The organism is Bacillus sp. TH50 (assembly GCF_016650565.1).
GTDB classification, from domain to species: Bacteria; Bacillota; Bacilli; order Bacillales; family Bacillaceae_G; genus Bacillus_A; species Bacillus_A mycoides.
The window spans coordinates 2,876,739-2,897,327 of sequence record NZ_JAEKFM010000003.1; the positions used below are offsets into that span (position 1 = coordinate 2,876,739).

Sequence of the window (20,589 nt, forward strand, 5' to 3'; positions counted from 1 at the left end):
CCCCCTATTATTAAAATTATATATATTCCTTAAAGATTTAAAACTACTTAAATTTTAAAGGATAAACAAAAAAGACCACCCTCATTTCAAAAGAAATAGGGTGGTCTTTTTTCAGAGTGTTGGGAAACCCTTTTGGTCTTATCCCTGTCAAGTAGACAATATTAAAAAGACTAAGCAGCCATCGAGATTCGATATTCTATCGGAGCTCGGTGGTTGAGTCGTTTTTGGAACCGTTTATAGTTATAAAAATAAATATACTCTTCAATTGCTTGTATTAAATCTGCTTCTGTTTTAAAATGATTCAAATACAACATTTCCGATTTAAAATGGGAGAAAAATGACTCAATACAGGCATTATCATGGCAGTTTCCTTTGCGAGAGTGGCTGCCAATGATACCTAAACCTAAAAGTCGTTTGTTGTAGGCGTGAGATGTGTACTGGAATCCCTGATCTGAATGGAGAATGGTTCCACGCACATCTCTTTTTTGTGCCAACATTTCAATTGTATCTAATACAAGTTCATTATCGTTGCGCTTGGATATTTTCCAAGAAACAACTTCGTTATTATAAATATCTTGTACAACAGAAAGATACCGAAATCCCTCTTGGAATCGTAGGTAAGTAATATCTGTAACAAGCGCTTCATTTTGTTGGCGATCTTTGAATTCACGGTTTAAAACATTCGGAAAAACATTGGAATAGTTCCCTTTAAAGAAGCGACGCTTCTTTCGAATAATAGATTGAATGTTGAGCTCGCTCATTAAGCGATATACTTTTTTGTGATTTATAAAGTATCCCTCTTCCTGTAAAGCGATTTTCATACGTGGATAACCATATTCCTTGTGCCTTACATGAATAGATTGTATTACTTTTTTTAATCGTTTCTCGGATTCTAGTCGTATGTTTTTCATACTTTTTGTATGAATCCACTTATAGTAACTTGAACGATGTACACCCGCAAATTTCGTAAGCCATATAACTGGATATTTCCCCTTTAATGATTCAATGATATGATATCTCACCGTATATTTTAGTGCACCTCCATTTACAGATTCGGATACTGCTTTTTTAAATATTCAACCTGTGCCTTATAGTAGTCACGTTCCTCTTCAATCGTCTTAAAATGAACGCGTTTGCCTTTTAGAGGATTTGATATACCTTTCATTCCACCATTTTTTCCACGAGTATCTGTAATTTCACCAGATTCTTTATATTTTTTCACCCAATTTTTTAGTTGTGTAGAGCTTCTAATCTGATATTTTTCTTTTATCATATTATAACTTCCTTCTCCGTTTAAATAACTTTGAACAGCCGTTAACTTTAATTCTTCTGAATATGTAATAAATGTTGAACCTTTTTTAGTCATGAAAAATCCCCTCCAAGTAATAGTGTAACATCCATGTATGTATGTACATGGTCTTTTTACACCGTCTAATTAAAGGGGATAATATCACTTTAGGGTTCCCAACACTCTGGAATCTTTTTTGATTTTAGCGAAAGAAAACAACAAAAAATAGTAGAATTTAGAAAAATAGCCCTCCACCAACCCCTTTTTGGTTAGATGGAGGGCTATTTTTTTCATGTTTTGACAAGCGGCGGTGAGGTAAGCCTGCATTTGGACAGATTTCAGCCCTCGAAACCGAGCATATCGATAGCCATGTAGTTCTTTTGCATCCGCAAAGCTTCGCTCTATAGTTGAACATCGTACTTTATACAACTTTTTCCCTGTAGCTGTTAGTTTGTTTTTTCTAGCGATATCTTTATATTTCTCCCATATATGATGGGTGATAACTTTTTGTTTTTGTTTCTTTGAAAAGCATACCTCACGTAGCGGACAAACAGCGCAGTCTTCTGGATTCGATTTATATTGACGATATCCTTCGCGATCCGTTGTCGCATATTCTAAAATACATCCCATCGGACAAGCAAATGCATTCATTTCTTCTACATATTTAAATTGGCTTTTCGGTACTTCTTTATTTCTCTTTCCAAATCGGCGATACCCCATCACCATAAATATATTTCTTTCTGATAACTTCTTACAGATATATCCTGTAAAATAGCCTGCATCAAGAGCTACAGCTTCCACTTCAAATCCGAATTTATCAACTTGAGCTTGTAGACGTGCTAAATACGGCTCGGAATCTGCCATATTTCCAGCCGTTATATAGGTATCTGTAATAATATTGTACTTCGCATCAGTCGTACGATGATCTAAAAAATGAAAACCGTTCGGTTTTCCATCTCTCATTAAAAATCCACTATCTGGATCCGTTGTACTTATCCGAGTTTTTTTAGTAGGGGTATCACTTTCCTTTCTAGGTTTTAATTCTTTTTTCCGTGCGCCTCACGATCTTCGATTACCGCAGCTTCTAGTTCATCTATATAGAACTTTGCCTTTTCTTTTTTATATTTATGTACAAATTTATTTTTATTGGCATTGGCCTTAATGTGTGTGGAATCTGTCATCAACGCACGTCCTCCTACCATACGGCGCTCCGTCGCTTGTCTCACAATCTCATCAAAAATTTCTTCGAAAATATTTGTATGAACGAAACGAGTACGGCGATTCCAACTGATTGTAGAATGATCTGGAATTGTATCTGATAGAGAGAACCCTAAAAACCAACGGTAGGCAATGTTCGTTTTAATCTCCTTTTCCAATTGACGCTCAGAACGAATACCATAAAAATATCCAATAAACATCATCTTAAATAAAACGATAGGATGGATTGACGGACGGCCATTGTTTTCACAATAATAAGGGCGTAACTTCTCCTCAATAAAATCAAAACTAATTGTCGCTTCAATCGCACGAAGGAAATGATCTTGTGGAACCAATTCTTCTACAGAAACAGATACACGCTCGTCGCGATGATTTTTTAAAGCACCCATCATAAGAAATCTCTCCTTTTCCTCTTTTTTATCAGTGTTGACACATAAAAAGAGGTTCAGACACAAAAATAGGCTGTGGAGAAGGCTTTCTCCACAGCCTGAAAAAAGACCACCCTCATTTCAAAAGAAATAGGGTGGTCTTTTTTCATATTAATTCATTATAGAATTAAAGTGCTTGAGCTGCTGTAATTAAAGCTAACTTGTACACTTCTTCTTCGTTACATCCACGAGATAGATCATTTACAGGCATGTTTAAACCTTGTAAGATTGGTCCTACTGCTTCGAAGTTACCTAAGCGTTGAGCGATTTTGTAGCCGATATTACCAGCTTCTAAGCTTGGGAATACGAATACGTTAGCATCACCTTTAATTGTAGAACCTGGAGCTTTCTTCTCAGCTACAGATGGTACGAATGCAGCATCGAATTGGAATTCTCCATCTAAAGTTAATTCAGGAGCCATTTCTTTTGCAATGCGAGTTGCTTCTACAACTTTTTCTGTTTCTGGAGATTTCGCAGAACCTTTTGTAGAGAAGCTTAACATAGCAACGCGTGGGTCAATACCGAATAGTTCAGCAGTTTTCGCACTTTCGATACCAATTTCAGCTAAATCTTGGCTGTTTGGTGCAATGTTAATTGCGCAATCAGCGAATACATACTTCTCTTCTTCACGTACCATGATGAATACGCCTGAAGTTTTTGTAACGCCTGGTTTTGTTTTAATAATTTGAAGCGCTGGACGAACTGTATCCGCTGTAGAGTGAGCTGCACCACTTACTAAACCTTGTGCTTTGCCCATGTATACAAGCATTGTACCGAAGTAGTTTTCGTCTTTAAGAATTTTACGAGCATCTTCTTCTGTTGCTTTACCTTTACGGCGTTCAACGAACGATGCTACCATTGCATCCATCTCTTCGTATGTAGCTGGATCGTAAATATCAACACCTGCTAATGTTAAGTTCATGCTAGCAGCTTTTGCGCTAATTTCTTCTTTATTACCAACTAAAATTGGTTTTACTAACTCTTCTTTTGCTAAACGCTCTGCAGCGCCTAAAATTCTTTCATCAGTTCCTTCAGGAAGTACGATAGAAATGCCTTTTCCTTGAACTTTTTCTTTTACTGCTGTAAATAAATTGCTCACGAATAAACCCTCCTACAAATGTTAAAAACTCTACCTTTAAGAATACTTCTTTTCAGCTATATTTTAAACTTATAGCTCCCAAAAAATAGATAAAATGAAAATGATTATATTTTCATAAAATTCAGCCGAGAAAAAAAGCCTACTTAAGCCTTATTTTCTCCCGTTTTCCAGTAAATATAAATGTGACAGTTTTATGCACCGAAACTTTATTTAGATGTTTTTAATCCTATATATGCTATAGTTAACGTGTAAAATATCATTAACTGAGGTGAATAGAATGAGTGAAGCAACAACAACGTTAGATGGCTGGTATTGTTTACATGATTTACGTTCTATTGATTGGGCAGCATGGAAAACATTATCTAGTGACGAACGCGGACAAGCAGTGTCTGAATTTTTAAATGTCGTTGAAAAATGGAACGAAGTAGCTACTGCAAAAAAAGGCAGTCATGCAATGTATACAGTTGTTGGTCAAAAAGCAGATATTATGCTTATGATCTTACGTCCAACAATAGAAGAGTTAAATGAAATCGAAACAGAATTAAATAAAACAACATTAGCTGAATATTTAGTTCCTGCATATTCTTACGTATCTGTTGTTGAACTAAGCAACTATCTTCCAGCTGATGAAGACCCATACCAAAACCCACAAGTCTTAGCTCGCTTATATCCTGAGTTACCGAAAGCAAATCACATTTGCTTCTATCCAATGGATAAGCGTCGCCAAGGTAATGATAACTGGTATATGCTTCCTATGGATGAACGTAAGAAACTTATGTACAGCCATAGCAAAATCGGTCGCCAATACGCAGGGAAAGTACGCCAAGTAATTTCAGGATCAGTCGGATTCGACGATTTCGAGTGGGGCGTAACATTATTTGCTGACGATGTTCTTCAATTTAAGAAGCTTATATATGAAATGCGCTTCGATGAAGTAAGTGCTCGTTACGGTGAATTCGGTACATTCTTCGTTGGGAACATTTTACCAGACGAAAAAGTAGAGAAATTTTTACACATATAATAATGAAAAAGGAACGAATTTCGTTCCTTTTTTTATTATCCTCTATATTTACCCACAAAAAACTTCTTTTCTCTGCAAATTTGAACAAAAATCGACAAATTCTTTTCAATTTCCTTACAAAATTGTAACCTTTCTATATCCAAATTTATGCTAAAATGGTACGAGCTATATGCTAATAACGATGCGAAGGTGATAATGTATATGAAGAAAATCTTGTCTATTTTACTAGTGTCTCTATTGTCAATTTCTTCCTTAGGAGTAACAACATCCCATGCAGAAGAAAAAATACATATAGAGGCAGCTGCTGCACTGCTATTTGATGCGGATACAGGAAAAATACTGCATGAACAAAATCCAGATGAATTACTAGCTATCGCTAGTATGTCAAAATTAATTGTTATTTATGCCGTATTAGAAGCAATTAAAGAAGGAAAAATCACTTGGGATACGAAAGTAACTATTTCTGATTACGCTTATGAAGTTTCACGTAATAATGAATTCTCTAACGTGCCGTTCGAAAAAGGACGTCAATATACTGTAAGAGAATTATACCATTCTATCGTTATCTTCTCTGCAAATGGATCTAGCATTGCTTTAGCAGAATTACTTGCAGGAAGTGAAAAGAACTTCTTAAATCTCGCAAATGAACATGCGAAAAAACTAGGGTTAAAGAAATATAAATTTGTAAACGCTACTGGGTTAAATAACGCTGATTTAAAAGGAAAACATCCTGAAGGAACTGATCCGAATGGAGAAAACTCCATGTCAGCTCGCGATATGGGTATTCTTTCAAAAACAATTATTACAAAGTATCCAGAAATGCTAGAGGATACAAAACAAAGATTTAGAAACTTCCCAGATAATCATCCGAAACCAATTCGTATGGAAAACTGGAACTGGATGTTACCAGGTGCTGCTTTCGCTTATGAAGGAGCAGATGGTTTAAAAACAGGAAGTTCTGATACTGCTGGATATGGCTTCACTATTACAGCAACACGTGGTGATTTACGCCTCATTTCAGTTATTATTAAAACAAAATCAATGGATGAGCGTTTCACAGAATCTCGTGCATTAATTGAATATGGATTTAATAACTTCGAAAAACAGAAATTAAAAATAGATAAAAATAACAAAATTTCTGTAGTAAAAGGAAAAGAAGACTACGTAACAGTTGCACCAGAAAAAGAAGTGACAGTAGTTACTGCAAAAGGTAGCAAATCACCTTACAAAATTTCTACTGAAGCAGATAAATCACTTGCTGAAGATGGGCATTTAGTTGCTCCTATTAAGAAAGATGCAAAGGTAGGTTCAATCGTCTTAGAGCCAACTGATAAATATGGTTTCTTAGACGGAAATAAAAGTATAAAAGTTACTGCAAAAGCGACTGAAGAAGTAGAAAAAGCAAATTGGTTCGTATTAACAATGCGTTCAATTGGCGATTTCTTCTCAAACTTATGGTCTAAAGTATTTTAATGATGAAAAGCTAGCTCACGCTAGCTTTTTTTATTTTCCCCTCTAGATGTAAAACTTCGTTTGGTTGTCATATCTGCGTCCTTTTTCTCATACGTATGAACTAGTAATTGTTCCACACTTCATCTAGAAATGAACCTCTTTCTACAAGGCATTCCAAAAAGAGAGGTGACACATAATGGGTGTTATCGCGTATAACGAAGAAGATGTTAAGTTATTAGCTAGACTGATGCGTGCTGAAGCCGAAGGAGAAGGCCAACAAGGGATGTTAATGGTCGGAAACGTTGGGGTAAATCGTGTCCGCGGAAATTGTTTAGATTTCAAAAAAATACGTAATTTACGTCAAATGGTTTATCAAAATCCTGGTGGTTTTGAAGCAACTCAAAAAGGGTATTTTTATCAACGAGCGAGAGAACAAGATATTGCCTTAGCCCGCCGGACAATTCAGGGACAACGTTTTTGGCCCGCCAACTTCGCCTTATGGTTCTTTAGACCTGAAGGTCCCTGCCCACCAACTTGGTATGACCAACAAAATTCTGGTCGCTTTAAAAAACACTGCTTCTTCCAACCATCTGGTGGAGATTGTCCAGGCGTATATTAAGGAATGAAAATGAGGAGGGATTTTTGAATGACACAGCAACAAAACCCGTACTACGGAACAGGTTTTTATCAACCATCTGGAACTTATGTGCAACCGCAACAAATGACCCCACAGCAGCAGCAACAGCAACAACAACAGCAAGCGATGCAACAACAAGCTGCTCAAGCTCAACTTGCAGTTTCTCAAGGTATGTTACCACTAGAGCAATCGTATATTGAAAACATCCTTCGTTTAAATAAGGGTAAGCCAGCTACAGTTGTAATGACTTATGAACGCGGTAGTTCGCTTGGTACACAATCTTATACAGGGATCATCGAGGCAGCTGGCCGTGATCATATCGTAATTAGTGAGCCGAAATCTGGAAAACGCTTTTTACTACTAATGATTTATTTAGATTATGTAGAATTCCCAGGAGAAATTACGTATTTACCTGGTCAACAAGCAACTTATGCTCCAAGACCATAAAAAAAAGCTGGCGAATGCCAGCTTTTGTTTTTTATAACCCTTTTACAACTGCAGTTCCGACTAAAATCCACGCCACAATAAACGCTACACCACCAAGGGGTGTAATTGGGCCAAAGAATTTAATACCTGTTGTACTTAATGCATAAAGACTGCCTGAGAACATAATAATCCCAGCTACCATAAGCCAACCCGCAGTGCTTAAAAGTGATGATTGCATTTTGTCCATTAATAGAGCAACTACGAATAAGCCACCTGCATGAAACATTTGATATGTAACGCCCGTCTTCCACACTTCTAACATTTTTGCAGAAATTTTATTTTCTAAACCATGTGCTCCAAAAGCCCCTAATGCAACAGATAGCCCCGCTGCAATACAACCTAGTAAAAAGAAAATTTTCATCTTAATTCCCCTTTTTATTTTTATCATAAGCAATTTTCACATATAATCCAAACGATTTAATCCCTAAAAATCAAATAAAGAATTACCATTTGCACCTTCTTCTTTTATATACACAGGTTCTCCAGAAACTGGCATAACCGGTTGAACTGTTGTTATAGGCTGAGATCCGATTATTTGTGATTGAACTTGTGGTTCTCTATACGTAGAAGGCTCAACTTGTTCATCTAATAATAAATCACATAATGCACGCACAACTAATAAATGCTCTTTTGATTTTTGTCCTTCACTACTTTTTGCCTTTGCAATTTCACTCGCCATTTTATTTAAAACCTTATCGCTAGATACTTGCATTCCTTGTCACCTCTTACTTTGTAGTTCTTTCTCAAATTGCCTCAGTTTCTCCACTGAACCAAATACTATTATCATATCATGTTCTTGCAGTTTTTCCTGCCCCGTTGGATTATGGATAATATCCCCATCTCTTAAAATCGCTAAAATTGTTACACCAAATTGATTTCTCACATTACTCTCTAATAACGATTTACTAGCTAAGTTAGAATCTTTACCAACTTGAATTTCTTCAATTACAAATGATTGCTCTATTCCATACAATACTGTATCAATATAATGCACTGTTAACGGATTCGCAATATCCAACCGTTAATACAGTAATCATCGTCATCCAAAATGCTTAAAACAAGCTAATCTCTTCAATTGTCATAAATCATAGCATTCCTAGAATTACAACAAAAGTCATACATATAACCGCTATCCATAATTGCTTCCGTACATTCATATTATGTTTCAACTCTTTTCTCTATCTACAATCTTTGCCAGAGGAAATGAAATACGTATATACTAGAAAACGGAATCTATGAAAGAGGTTGATATAATGAAGCTATTTCTTTCTGCCTTACAATGGGCACTATTTATTTTAGCTGGAAGTCTTATTGTACCAATTAGTGTCGCAACTAGTTACGGCCTTGATGGCACTGAAGCTATCGCGTTTGTACAAAGAACATTATTTGTTCTCGGTTTTGCCGGTCTCTTGCAAGCCATATTTGGTCATAAACTTCCTATCCAAGAAGGTCCTGCAGGCCTTTGGTGGGGAATTTTCTCCTTGTATGCAAGTTTAGGCGTCGTACTATTTGGATCAAGCAATGAAACACTTAAGGTCCTTCAGTACGCTTTCCTATTAAGTGGCATCATTTGTATTATTCTTAGTGTTTTTGGACTTATTGATAAACTAGTTCGTTACTTTACACCGACAGTAATTGGAACGTATTTATTCCTTTTGGTCGCACAACTTAGTGGCTCCTTCTTAAAAGGCATGTTTGGCCTTGATGGACAACATACAGAAGTACAGCCAAAGGTATTTATTCTTTCACTCATTGTTATTTTACTATCTTTTTTCATTATGAAGCTACCTATTATTGGACAATATTCCGTTCTTTTCAGTATCGTCTGCGGCTGGATATTATTTGCGTGCTTCGGATTATCTAATCCAGTAACACCTGTGACAGATATAATTCGTCTTCCATCTCTGTTCGTTTTCGGAATGCCTCGCATTGAATGGAACATGGCAATTACGGTAGTTTTCGTCACACTACTACTTCTAACAAATATGTTAGCAAGTATTCGCGTTGTACAAAAGGTTGTTTCTAAGTATGAAGAAGATGCTCCAGATCGCTTCAAACAAGCTGGCATTATAACAGGAATAAATCAATTGCTAGGCGGTCTATTTTCAGCCATTGGTCCTGTTGCCATTTCTGGATCCGCAGGATTTATTGCAACGACAAATATTTATAAGCGCCTTCCATTTATGTTAGGGTCAAGCTTTATCATTCTTGTTAGTATATTCCCAAAGATTACTTCATTCTTTGCAGCCATCCCCGTTGCAGTTGGGTATGCTGCAATTTATCCTGTATTTGCAAGCATGATTGGTCTCGCTTTCCGCGAATATGACACTGTACAAAATAAAGAACAATTATTTAAAGTAGCAGGCCTTTCAATCTTTACAGGAGTCGGCGTTATGTTCGTTCCAGCAGGAGCGTTTTCTACGCTACCACCATCTTTAGCTTCATTTTTAAGTAACGGTCTTGTTCTTGGATCTGTAATGGCTATCTTGCTGGAAATATTATTTTCTCGTTCGCACGAAAAACAACCATCGTAAATTGGAAAACTTCCATTATTGCACTCTATCTTTAGAGTTGTTACGATAATGATAAATTATCATGGGCAACACGCTCATGATAATTTATACTAACAATGCAGAACTTCTCCTAGTTTCATGCAAAGAAGTTCGATGTCTTACTATATATTCCCCACTATCTTCATAAAAATTTATTTCTATTTCAACAAAGAAAGGAATTTTCTATATGACTTATAAAATGATTGTTTTAGATTTAGATGATACTTTATTACGCGACGACCATACAATTTCACCTCGTACGAAAGAGGCTTTAATGACAGCACAAGAGCAAGGAGTTAAAGTTGTACTTGCTTCTGGGCGCCCAACGTTTGGTATGCGCAATGTTGCAAAAGAACTTCGTTTAGAGGAATACGGTAGCTTCATTCTATCTTTTAACGGCGCAAAAATTATTAATTGTAAAACAAATGAAGAAATCTTCAGTAGTACGCTATCTCCTGAAATCGTTCACAACCTATTTGAAATTAGTAAAACTGAAGACGTATGGATTCATACTTATATTGGCGATGATATCGTAACGGAAGAAAATAATCCGTATACTGAAATTGAGGGCGACATTACTGGTATGCCAATCGTTGTAGTAGATGATTTTAAAGCCGCTGTAACAGAGCCTGTAGTAAAAGTATTAATGAACAAAGAAGCTGAACGTCTTGTTGAAGTAGAAAAGAAACTACAAAAACAACTAGAAGGCCAATTAAGCGTTATGCGTTCTAAACCATTCTTCTTAGAATTTACTGAACATGGTGTTACAAAAGGAACGAGCTTAAACCAATTAATCCAAAAACTTGGTATTAAACGCGAAGAAGTTATTGCAATGGGCGATAGCTATAACGATCAAGCGATGATTGAATTTGCTGGTCTTGGCGTTGCGATGGGCAATGCACCCGATGATATTAAAGAAATCGCAAACTATGTGACAGATACAAATATGAACGATGGTGTTGCTAAAGTTGTAGAGAAATTTGTACTAAAAAGCGAAGCGCTTGTTTAATATTTTCATTCATAAAACCTATTTGAAGTCAAATACTTCAAATAGGTTTTTATTTAAATTGCAATGCTTTTGTGACTATATTTTGAACTTTGCACTATTCTCGTAGTGTAAACTTTCTTTTTGTATATAATTAAACAAAATAGACTATTTTATTTTGAAAAAGAATACAAATTTACTATATACAAGCATACATTAAAGGAGGCTACTTCATGTTATCTACACCAATCGGAAGATTAAGAGCAATCGGCTTAATTGAGGGGATTTCTTTTCTATTACTATTATTTGTAGCAATGCCATTAAAATATTTTGCAGGGTTTGCAACAGCTGTTAAAATTACAGGCATGGCTCATGGCGTTTTATTTATTCTATTCATCTTTGCAGTAATTCAAGTAACAATCGTACACCGTAAATCAATTTTATGGGCACTTGGGGCATTCGTTTCATCAGTTATCCCATTCGGTACTTTTGTACTAGATGCAAAACTAAAGAACGAACAACAATAATAAAAAGGTAGTTAACAACTGTTAACTACCTTTTCTATTTATAAATTTGGAATTTCCCAATCAATTTCTCTTTCGCCCATATTAGCTAAAATCGTATTTACTTTAGAGTACGGCTTACTTCCAAAGAAACCTCGTCTTGCTGATAATGGACTTGGATGTACAGACTCGATAATACGATGACTCGTATTCGTAATTAACTTTTTCTTCGCCTGAGCATGGCGTCCCCATAATATGAAAATAACTGGCTTTTCACGTTCATTTAATAGCTCAATTACGCGATCTGTGAAATGCTCCCATCCTTTTCCTTTATGAGAATTCGCCTCACCTTGACGAACCGTTAACACAGTATTTAATAGTAAAACCCCTTGCTCCGCCCATTTTACTAAATAACCATTATTCGGAATTTCATAATCGTATTCATCTCGAAGTTCTTTGTACATATTTAGCAATGATGGCGGCGTTTTAATACCAGGTTGTACCGAAAAGCTTAAACCATGCGCTTGATTCGGTCCATGATATGGGTCTTGTCCTAAAATAACGACCTTTGTATTTTCATAACTTGTATACTGAAGAGCGTTAAAAATATCTTCTACCTTTGGATAAATCACATGCTCCTCATACTCTTCTTTTAAAAAGTTAGCTAAATTTTGATAGTATTCTTTCTCAAATTCTGGCCCCAGTAATGGTCCCCAATCATTCTGCAAAATGTTTTCCATGCCTTCACTTCCTATCCAATTAATTCACCATATCCTGCCTTGTAAATACTACAAACGAAATGATAAGAGATACTACTGCCCAAACCGTTAAATTTATTAAAGAAAATCCCATTGATAACCCTTGTAATGCAGGAAGTTTTCCTGATAAATAATCCGTTAGCGATAAGTTGACACTAAAAATGTATTTCGCACCTTCCCAAGACGTTGCGAATGAACTTAAAATGCCGCCTGCAATTAACGCAGCTAACATAACGCCCATACCAGCTGGTGTATTACGAATTAAAACAGAGACCATAAATGATATAGTTCCAACAACGATAGCAACAAACCAAGCTAGTCCGTACGCCATTAAAATGTATTGCCACTGCGGAATAAGGTGTACAAAGTTTGTATTTAACGTTTCCTTATCAATGACGAATCCTGTTAACACAGGTAAATTCCATCCAGAGTATCCAAATACAAGCCCTGATAATGCGTAAGCAAACAAACCGACAAGAAGCAATATGAGCGAAATGAAAAATAACATCGTCACATATTTACTAAGGAGTATTTTCCAGCGCCGAATTGGCCTCGTCAGAAGCATTTTCATCGTACCATCACTTCGTTCTCCTGAAACAATATCAATGGCGACAATCATAACGAGCAATGGAATAAATAACGTTATTCCTTGTTCAATAAACGCCCTCACAAATGTCGGTGCTCCTGGCGCAGTCGGATTAATATTATGATCTAAATAATATTGTTGTTGTTCCACCCTTACTTTTAACCAATCCCGCCATTCTTCTGGCAATCTAGAATTGTTCAAGCGGTTTTGTGAATCAACAATTTGTTGCTGTAATGATACTTTCCAATCGGTCGTACCAAGCCTTTTTTGCGTCGTTTCTATTTCACGATACTGAGCATACACAAAAAGTGGAATCAAGATTGCTAAAATAAGTATGACAACAACAATTCGTTTCTTACGATAAATCTTTTCTGATTCATTTAAAACTAGATTCGCAAATTCACGCATGTTGCTCACCCCTTGTGAGTTCAATAAATAAATCTTCTAGCGTAAATACAAGCTCTTTGACGCTATGTACATCTATCCCGTTTTCTACAAAATGCTTATTCCAAACATTAATAGATGCAACATCCATACGACATAATAAACGCTCATCTTCTACACTAACTTCCTCTATCTCTTCAGCAGCTTCTAACATGTCTTTCGCTTTGGAAATCGGTGTAACGACCCATTCCACACGATCACTCGCTGTTTTGATCAACTCCTCAATAGGTGCAACTGTTATCATTTTTCCTTTATGAATAATAGCAACACGGTCGCATATCAGTTGCACTTCACTTAGCAAGTGACTCGAAATAAATACACTCATATTTTCTTCTTTTACAAGCTTATGTATAAATTCCCTAAGTTCTCTAATCCCAGCTGGATCTAAACCATTCGTCGGTTCATCTAATATGAGCAATTTCGGGTTTCCAAGTAGCGCCTGTGCAATTCCAAGACGCTGCTTCATACCAAGGGAATATGTTTTTACCTTATCGTGAATACGCTCATCTAAATGAACCATTTTTGCAATTTCAATAATACGTTCATCTGATATATCACCAAGCATGCGCGCAAATTGCTTTAAGTTTTCCCATCCCGTTAAATATGTATAAAGCTCTGGGTTTTCAACTATACTTCCAATTTGACGCATCGCTTCTCTGAAATTTTCCTTAATAGAATAACCACCGATAGAAATAGTACCTTCTGTCGCTTTAATCAGTCCAACTAACATTCGAATTGTTGTCGTTTTCCCGGCTCCGTTCGGTCCTAAAAAGCCAAACACTTCTCCTTGTTTTACATCAAATGAAATGTCCTCTACAAGCGTCTTCTTTCCAATTACCTTCTTCAAGTCTCGTACAGAAAGTATCGTCGTCATTTTATCCCTCCTTGCTCTAGTTTTAATTTACTTACGACGTTTTGGACTAATCGCTCTGCCATATATGTGTAGCCTACTTCATTCGGATGAAAATGATCGGAGTATAATAAATCTTTTCCACGATTTTGGAATAAATCAAATGTCGGTGTAATATATACATTTTTATCATTTAATGCTAACTTCTCTAAAGAAGCATTCCAATCAACAACAATATTTGATGAACCTCTTAAATCTTCTACATCCTCAAAAGGATTGTATAAACCTAGCCAAAAAATAGGACTATCTGTGTTTAATTTACGAATTTCTTCTATAATTTTCTTCGCTTCATTTTGAAACGTTTCCGTATCAGGACGATACGTCTCTAAATCTATCTTTCCGAGCGATTCCCATCCTGGGAATAAATCATTTCCTCCAATTGTTAAAACAATTACATCTGCTTGCTTAATTGAATATTGAGCTCCGCTGCTTTCGATTTGTTTTAATAAATCAGGCATTTTCGCACCACTAACTGCCAAATTGCTTAGTGCAACTTTTTGTTTATAATCTTTTTGTAAATTCTCTTTCATTCGTCCAATATAGCCAATTCCTTCTTTATCACCAACGCCGCGCGTTAACGAATCACCTAAACTAACTACTTGTAACGTTCCCGTTTTCTTTTTCTCTTTTGCCACTACGTCAGTCTTCGTAATTAATTTTGAAGCTTTCGGATTTAATACATCATTTACACCCGAAACAAAACCGTATGCAAATAAACAGAAAGACGCAATTGTAATGAGTAGAATTACTTTTACTAATTTTGATCTCATATCAAAACCCCTTTTAGCCCCTATAGATTGTCCATAATTATACCAAACGAATTTTCGAAAAGCGATTTTCACACCTTCTCTATTATGTCGTTTCCCTATCTACCAAATCTGGTAATAACTCTACATGTTTCACATCTATTTCCTCATCATTAATCTTTTCATATAATAATTCAAATGCCTTTACACCAACATTTTTACTAGAATGCGAAATCGTCGTAATACCTAATATATTTGCCACCTCTTGATCATCACATCCGATAATCGTAATATCCTCTGGGATACGAATTCCTTGTTTTTTCGCCTCCGTTACCATTCCTGCAGCAATATGATTGCAAGATACAAGAAAAGCCGTCGGTTTTACAGACATACGAGCCCATTCTCTGACTACATTGCGCCCATCTTCCACCGTAAAACAGCCCTTAAACTTCCAGGCATCTAACGGTGTTACAACAATCTGTTGAAGTGAATCCTCATACGCCTTTTTTCGCCTCTGGCTATTAATACTATTACTTCTTCCAATGCAATATCCGATACGTGTATGACCAGCATCTATTAAGCTTTTCATCCCGCGCAAAAATACTTTGTAGTAATCAATATGTACACTCGAAATGAAATTCGAATCTATTTCTTCACACATCACAATTGGACCAAACTTCGTATACTCTTCAAGTTTTTCCTTACTATTTGTCCGTGAACATATAATTACTCCATCAAGCTTTTTCATTTTTAACATATGTAAAATTTCAAGCTCTTTTTCTTCGCTATAATTTGTCTGGCAAAGCATCATATTATAATTGTTCTTTGCGGTTTCCTTTGATATCCCCCCAATAATGGCACTGTAATATTGATCATTTACGTGCGGCAATAAAACGCCAATTACATTCGTTTTTCCTTTCACTAAATGAATCGCATTCACATTTTGCGTATAATTTAATTCTTCAATAATCGCTAAAATCTCTTTTCGTTTCTGTTCATTCACATACGGATGATTATTGAGTACACGTGAAACAGTTGAAACAGATACCCCAGCAAGTTCAGCAATCTTTCTTATATTAGTCATCTCATTCTCCCCTTCCCCTCAAAAATTCTCGCTTGACCTGGTAAGCTTTCCACAGTATATCCTTTCTTAGCAAATACATTTTGAAAGGATATACAACTATGCTTCGATTCAAACTAGAATATATATTTTTCATTGGCGGTTTACTCATTCTCGCCATCGGTATTAATATGATGACGACAATTACTTCCTTTGGACTTAGCCCTTATGATTCCTTCTTTATTGCACTATATCAAAATTTTGGGATAAGTATTGGTTTTTGGATTTTCATGATTAACTTTGTTTTTACCCTGATCGTACTCTTTTGGGACAAAAAACAAATTACAATCGGCACAATTGTAACGATGATTCTTATTTCTCTTTTTGTTGATTGGGTTGGTTCTATTACGACCATTATGGAAATTATCCGCTCTCTTCCAAAATATATAACACTTATTTGCGGAAACCTATTCGTCGGAGCCGGAATTGGTCTTTACGTCTCTACTAACCTTTGTGCAGCACCTCAAGAGGCTTTCGTTTTAACTGTTGCTGAGAAAAAGAAATGGACATTTAGAAGAACAGAAATTTCATTAGCTTTTTTATTTTTAACATTAAGCTTCTTATTAGATGGGCCAATCTATTTTGGAACAATTATCTTATCCTTTACAACAGGTTGGATTATTCAAGCATTTATTCAAGTTGGTACGCAGATTTTAAATAGAAAAAACCCTATTAAGCAAGCCGCTTAATAGGGTTTTTCGTTTTATTAGAAGAGATACTACTTAGCATCTCCTTCAATTCGATAGTTTGCTTTCACACAATCTATTTCTTCATACGATTGCAATGTATGTAGAATGTACTCATAATCCGCAAGAGAAGCACGATGCGTTACAATTACGATTTCTGCTTTCCCTTTCTCTTCAAGTGGCATTTGAATAATCTTTTCAAAACTAACACCGCGCTCAGAGAACAATGATGTAATTTTTGCAAACACACCAATTTCGTCTTTCACATGAAGTCTTAAAAACTTTTTCACAACAATTTCATCTGGCTCTTTTAGTACCTTTTGATATTGCGGGACTACAGCACTATTTCCGTTTACACCTAGCCTAATATTTTGCATTACAGCAACTAGGTCAGAAACAACAGCTGTCGCTGTCGGTAAACTTCCTGCTCCCGGACCATAAAACATCGTTTCTCCTACCGCTTCACCATACACATAGACAGCATTATATTCATTTTGCACTGCCGCAAGAGGGTGTGCATTTGGAAGTAAAGTTGGCTCAACTGTAACCTCTAATTTCTCGCCATCTCGCTTTGCAAGACCAATTAATTTAATTGTATAGCCTAAGCTCTTACTATATTCAATATCTTCTGCTGTAATAGAAGTAATTCCTTTTACCTTCACATCTCCAAGCTCTACATTTGTAGAGAAACCAAGGGTAGCCAAAATCGTCATTTTTCTTGCTGCATCTAAACCTTCTACGTCTGATGTTGGATCTGCTTCTGCAAATCCAAGCTGCTGAGCTTCTTTTAACACGTCGTTATATGCTCTCCCTTCGTCTGACATTTTCGTCAAAATAAAATTTGTCGTTCCATTTACAATTCCCATTACTTTCGTAATAAGATCTGAGGAAAGTCCTTCTACGATGCTTCGTAAAATTGGAATCCCTCCAGCTACACTTGCTTCGTAAAATAAATCAGCCTTATTATCTTTTGCTACCGCTAAGAGTTCCGCTCCGTGTAACGCCATTAAATCTTTATTTGCAGTCACAACGTGCTTCCCGCTTTTTAAAGCTTGTAAAATATATGCTTTTGCATCATCAATGCCGCCCATTACTTCAATGACAACATCAATATTAGGATTATCTAAAATTTCATTCACATCTTGTGTTAATAGAGTAGAAGGCACGTCTACTTCTCTCTCTTTCTCAATGTTTTGCACCAATACTTTCGTTACTTTCACTGGACAACCTACTTGGTGTATAAGTCGTTCTTGATGATCTGTAATAATACGAACTACACCACTACCAACTGTCCCAAGACCTAATAACCCCACTTGAATTTCTTTCATAATACTGTCCACCCCTCAAAAATTGTGTTTAGATGCCATTATATAGACAAAAAATCTGAAAAACAATTTATTTTGAATATTAGGAAAAATAAAGGTTAATCTTTACAAATAAAACGCTACCACGTGTTATACAATCATTTACAATATATAAGGGGTTTCTTGATACACGTAATAATTCAGCCAATTAGAGAATAATAAATTCCCATGACTCCTCCACCTAACAATCGGCTTCTCATTTGGATTATTATGTTTAAAATAATTTTTTGGCACATCAATATTTAACCCTTTTTGGCAGTCCCGTTCGTATTCTTTCTTTAACGTATCACAACTGTATTCACTATGTCCGAGTGCGAAAACTTGCCTTCCCTCTTGCCCAATAGCAAGATGAACGCCTGCTTCTTCAGAATTGGCTAGTAACGTTAATTCTTTCACCTTTTCAATATCGCTCTCTCGTACTTCTGTATGACGAGAATGCGGGGCAAAAAACACTTCATCAAACCCTTGTAACAATTTCACATGTTGCTCGCGAACCTCATGTTCAAATACACCAAACATTTTTTCTGCAAGAGGATACTTCGGCACACCATAGTGGTAATACAAACCAGCTTGTGCCCCCCAGCAAATATGAAGCGTAGATGTTACATTCGTTTTTGAATACTCCATAATACGTCCAAGCTCTTCCCAATAATCTACTTCTTCAAAAGAAAGAGTTTCAACTGGTGCTCCTGTAATAATGAGTCCATCAAATTTTTCATTCTCAATATCACGGAATGTTTTATAGAAGCTCGTTAAATGGTCCTGCGCTACATTGCGAGACAGATGCGATTCCATATGAAGTAAATGAACATCTAATTGCAACGGTGTATTTCCAATTAAACGAAGTAATTGCGCCTCTGTTTCTTGTTTTGTAGGCATTAAATTTAATATAGCAATTTTCAAAGCACGTATATCTTGTGTTACTGCTCGCTCCTTCGTCATTACAAAAATATTTTCCTTCTGCAATACTTTGCGAGCTGGTAAATCTTTATCAATTATGATCGGCATGTTGTTTGCCTCCGACTAGCGCCGCTTCTAAATCTGCAATAATATCAGAAACATCTTCTATACCGACCGATAAACGGATTAAATCAGATGTAACGCCAGCTAAACGCTGATTTTCTGCGCTTAATTGTCTGTGCGTTGTACTAGCAGGGTGTATTACACAAGTTCTTGCATCAGCTACATGCGTTACAAGAGTTGCAAGCTTTACATTTGCGATAAATTCTTTTGCTGCTTCTAATCCGCCCTTAATACCAAATGTTAAAACTCCACTAGCACCTTTTTTCAAATACGTTTGTGCTAACGAGTAATTTTCATTGCTATCTAGTCCCGGATAATTCACCCATTCAATACGTTCATGGTTAGCAAGCCACTTAGCAACTTCGAGAGCATTTTCACTATGACGCTCCATTCGTAAATGCAATGTTTCCAGGCCAATGTTGCTAATATATGCATTGAATGGGCTCATACAGTTTCCGTAGTCTCTTAATAACTGAACGCGTGCTTTCACAATATACGCTGCTGCTCCAAAATTTTGAACATAGCTTACGCCGTGATAACTCGGGTCAGGTTCGACAAGCTCAGGATATTTTCCATTTGTCCAATCAAAGTTCCCTCCATCTATTACAATCCCGCCTAGAGAACTTGCATGGCCATCAATATATTTCGTTGTAGAATGGACAATGATATTTGCCCCATGTTCAAACGCCTGGCATAAATAAGGCGTCGCCAATGTATTATCAACGATAAAAGGTACTTCTAATTCTTTTGCTGCCGCTGAAAGTTCTTTGAAATTCAAAACGTTCATTGCTGGATTTCCTAACGACTCTGCATAAACGAGTTTTGTCTTATCATTAGCAAGTGCCGCAATTTCATCTGCCGTTAAATTAGGATTAAAGAACGTAACATCGATGCCAAGCTTACGCAAACTCACTCCAAATAAATTAAACGTTCCTCCGTAAACAGTTGAAGAACAAAGTAAATGGTCTCCACTACCGCAAATATTTAAAACCGCAAGCATAATGGCTGCCTGCCCAGAAGCTGTTGCAACAGCCCCTACACCGCCTTCTAAATCTGATAACTTCTGCTCAAATGCAGCTAAAGTAGGATTTCCAATACGCGTATATATATATCCTTCTGCCTCTAAATTAAATAGTGCTGCTAAATCATCTGACGTATCGTATTTATACGTTGTACTTTGATAAAGTGGCAAAACACGCGGCTCACCATTTTTTGGCGTATAGCCACCTTGCACACAAATCGTTCCTTTCCCCCATGATTCTCCCATCTCTCATTCTCCTTTC

At 36.4% G+C, this 20,589-nt stretch carries 22 protein-coding genes and 1 pseudogene; 8 read left to right on the top strand and 15 right to left on the bottom strand.

Annotation, left to right across the window (positions count from 1 at the left end):
- Nucleotides 1-170 precede the first annotated feature (170 nt).
- The 4 genes from JFU23_RS14985 to pta form a co-directional block, all read right to left on the bottom strand.
- Entirely contained in the window at nt 171-1,022 is an 852-nt protein-coding gene (locus JFU23_RS14985) for an IS3 family transposase (protein WP_172805416.1), read from the bottom strand.
- A gap of 23 nt (nt 1,023-1,045) precedes the next feature.
- Nucleotides 1,046-1,366 (bottom strand): helix-turn-helix domain-containing protein, encoded by a 321-nt coding sequence (locus JFU23_RS14990; RefSeq protein ID WP_201031485.1) that lies wholly within the window; start codon nt 1,364-1,366, stop codon nt 1,046-1,048.
- 84 nt (nt 1,367-1,450) lie between these two features.
- Nucleotides 1,451-2,898, bottom strand: a protein-coding gene (locus tag JFU23_RS14995; protein WP_374191748.1) for an IS1182 family transposase whose coding sequence is annotated in 2 segments (ribosomal slippage) — nt 1,451-2,337 and nt 2,337-2,898 — 1,449 coding nt in all. Because the reading frame shifts where the segments join, the coding sequence is not laid out codon by codon here.
- Between the two features lie 163 nt (nt 2,899-3,061).
- Nucleotides 3,062-4,033, bottom strand: a complete 972-nt coding sequence (pta, locus tag JFU23_RS15000) for a phosphate acetyltransferase (protein WP_002016367.1) — start codon at nt 4,031-4,033, stop codon at nt 3,062-3,064.
- Between the two features lie 277 nt (nt 4,034-4,310).
- Here pta and hemQ point away from each other — a divergent pair, with 277 nt between their 5' ends.
- The 4 genes from hemQ to gerQ all read left to right on the top strand — a co-directional run bounded on the left by hemQ (nt 4,311) and on the right by gerQ (nt 7,590).
- Complete coding sequence (gene hemQ, locus JFU23_RS15005; RefSeq protein WP_201032194.1) at nt 4,311-5,054, top strand: hydrogen peroxide-dependent heme synthase; 744 nt, start codon at nt 4,311-4,313, stop codon at nt 5,052-5,054.
- A 195-nt stretch (nt 5,055-5,249) separates the two neighbouring features.
- On the top strand, nt 5,250-6,527 hold the full coding sequence (locus tag JFU23_RS15010) for a serine hydrolase (protein WP_201032195.1): 1,278 nt from the start codon (nt 5,250-5,252) through the stop codon (nt 6,525-6,527).
- Nucleotides 6,528-6,702: 175 nt separating this feature from the next.
- A complete protein-coding gene (cwlJ, locus tag JFU23_RS15015; RefSeq protein ID WP_000538158.1) occupies nt 6,703-7,125 on the top strand; it encodes a cell wall hydrolase CwlJ in 423 nt (140 codons plus the stop codon).
- 27 nt (nt 7,126-7,152) lie between these two features.
- Nucleotides 7,153-7,590, top strand: a complete 438-nt coding sequence (gerQ, locus tag JFU23_RS15020) for a spore coat protein GerQ (protein ID WP_002143914.1) — start codon at nt 7,153-7,155, stop codon at nt 7,588-7,590.
- Between the two features lie 31 nt (nt 7,591-7,621).
- On the opposite strand, the gene JFU23_RS15025 is transcribed toward gerQ, so the two are convergent.
- From JFU23_RS15025 to JFU23_RS15035, 3 genes and pseudogenes are all read right to left on the bottom strand, one after another.
- Nucleotides 7,622-7,990 (bottom strand): DUF423 domain-containing protein, encoded by a 369-nt coding sequence (locus JFU23_RS15025; RefSeq protein WP_002016371.1) that lies wholly within the window; start codon nt 7,988-7,990, stop codon nt 7,622-7,624.
- A 63-nt stretch (nt 7,991-8,053) separates the two neighbouring features.
- The gene (locus tag JFU23_RS15030; protein WP_001198367.1) at nt 8,054-8,341 is read right to left on the bottom strand and encodes a YwdI family protein; all 288 of its coding nucleotides are present in this window, start codon (nt 8,339-8,341) and stop codon (nt 8,054-8,056) included.
- 6 nt (nt 8,342-8,347) lie between these two features.
- Nucleotides 8,348-8,641: pseudogene (locus tag JFU23_RS15035) on the bottom strand (cation:proton antiporter regulatory subunit); the annotation flags it as partial.
- A 241-nt stretch (nt 8,642-8,882) separates the two neighbouring features.
- Here JFU23_RS15035 and JFU23_RS15040 point away from each other — a divergent pair.
- The 3 genes from JFU23_RS15040 (at nt 8,883) to JFU23_RS15050 (ending at nt 11,693) form a co-directional block, all read left to right on the top strand.
- Entirely contained in the window at nt 8,883-10,163 is a 1,281-nt protein-coding gene (locus JFU23_RS15040) for a purine/pyrimidine permease (protein WP_201032196.1), read from the top strand.
- A gap of 205 nt (nt 10,164-10,368) precedes the next feature.
- Entirely contained in the window at nt 10,369-11,190 is an 822-nt protein-coding gene (locus tag JFU23_RS15045; protein ID WP_002130116.1) for a Cof-type HAD-IIB family hydrolase, read from the top strand.
- 209 nt (nt 11,191-11,399) lie between these two features.
- Nucleotides 11,400-11,693 carry a DUF3817 domain-containing protein gene (locus tag JFU23_RS15050; protein WP_000953390.1) on the top strand — a complete coding sequence of 98 codons (294 nt, stop codon included), beginning with the start codon at nt 11,400-11,402 and terminating at the stop codon, nt 11,691-11,693.
- A 38-nt stretch (nt 11,694-11,731) separates the two neighbouring features.
- Here JFU23_RS15050 and JFU23_RS15055 read toward each other — a convergent pair whose 3' ends face one another.
- Genes JFU23_RS15055 through JFU23_RS15075 form a run of 5 tightly spaced genes read right to left on the bottom strand, consistent with a single transcriptional unit; the run spans nt 11,732 to nt 16,197 of the window.
- Nucleotides 11,732-12,409: a uracil-DNA glycosylase gene (locus tag JFU23_RS15055; protein WP_002192234.1), complete on the bottom strand. Its 678-nt coding sequence runs from the start codon at nt 12,407-12,409 to the stop codon at nt 11,732-11,734.
- 19 nt (nt 12,410-12,428) lie between these two features.
- Complete coding sequence (locus tag JFU23_RS15060; RefSeq protein WP_201032197.1) at nt 12,429-13,421, bottom strand: ABC transporter permease; 993 nt, start codon at nt 13,419-13,421, stop codon at nt 12,429-12,431.
- Entirely contained in the window at nt 13,414-14,331 is a 918-nt protein-coding gene (locus JFU23_RS15065) for an ABC transporter ATP-binding protein (RefSeq protein WP_201032198.1), read from the bottom strand. Before JFU23_RS15065 ends, JFU23_RS15060 begins: the two co-directional genes overlap by 8 nt.
- Nucleotides 14,328-15,209 (bottom strand): SGNH/GDSL hydrolase family protein, encoded by an 882-nt coding sequence (locus tag JFU23_RS15070; RefSeq protein WP_002034946.1) that lies wholly within the window; start codon nt 15,207-15,209, stop codon nt 14,328-14,330. The genes JFU23_RS15065 and JFU23_RS15070 overlap by 4 nt, the downstream gene beginning before the upstream one ends.
- 10 nt (nt 15,210-15,219) lie before the next feature.
- Nucleotides 15,220-16,197: a LacI family DNA-binding transcriptional regulator gene (locus tag JFU23_RS15075; RefSeq protein WP_002089844.1), complete on the bottom strand. Its 978-nt coding sequence runs from the start codon at nt 16,195-16,197 to the stop codon at nt 15,220-15,222.
- Between the two features lie 98 nt (nt 16,198-16,295).
- On the opposite strand from JFU23_RS15075, the gene JFU23_RS15080 reads away from it, so the two are divergent.
- On the top strand, nt 16,296-16,922 hold the full coding sequence (locus tag JFU23_RS15080) for a YczE/YyaS/YitT family protein (protein ID WP_201032199.1): 627 nt from the start codon (nt 16,296-16,298) through the stop codon (nt 16,920-16,922).
- Between the two features lie 29 nt (nt 16,923-16,951).
- Here the strand turns inward: JFU23_RS15080 and JFU23_RS15085 are convergent, their stop codons facing one another.
- From JFU23_RS15085 to JFU23_RS15095, 3 genes are all read right to left on the bottom strand, one after another.
- Entirely contained in the window at nt 16,952-18,247 is a 1,296-nt protein-coding gene (locus tag JFU23_RS15085; protein ID WP_085312885.1) for a homoserine dehydrogenase, read from the bottom strand.
- 138 nt (nt 18,248-18,385) lie between these two features.
- Nucleotides 18,386-19,291, bottom strand: coding sequence for a homoserine O-acetyltransferase MetA (gene metA / locus JFU23_RS15090; protein WP_085312886.1), 906 nt, complete (start codon nt 19,289-19,291; stop codon nt 18,386-18,388).
- Nucleotides 19,275-20,573, bottom strand: coding sequence for a bifunctional O-acetylhomoserine aminocarboxypropyltransferase/cysteine synthase (locus JFU23_RS15095; protein ID WP_137058429.1), 1,299 nt, complete (start codon nt 20,571-20,573; stop codon nt 19,275-19,277). Before JFU23_RS15095 ends, metA begins: the two co-directional genes overlap by 17 nt.
- Between the last annotated feature and the right edge of the window lie 16 nt (nt 20,574-20,589).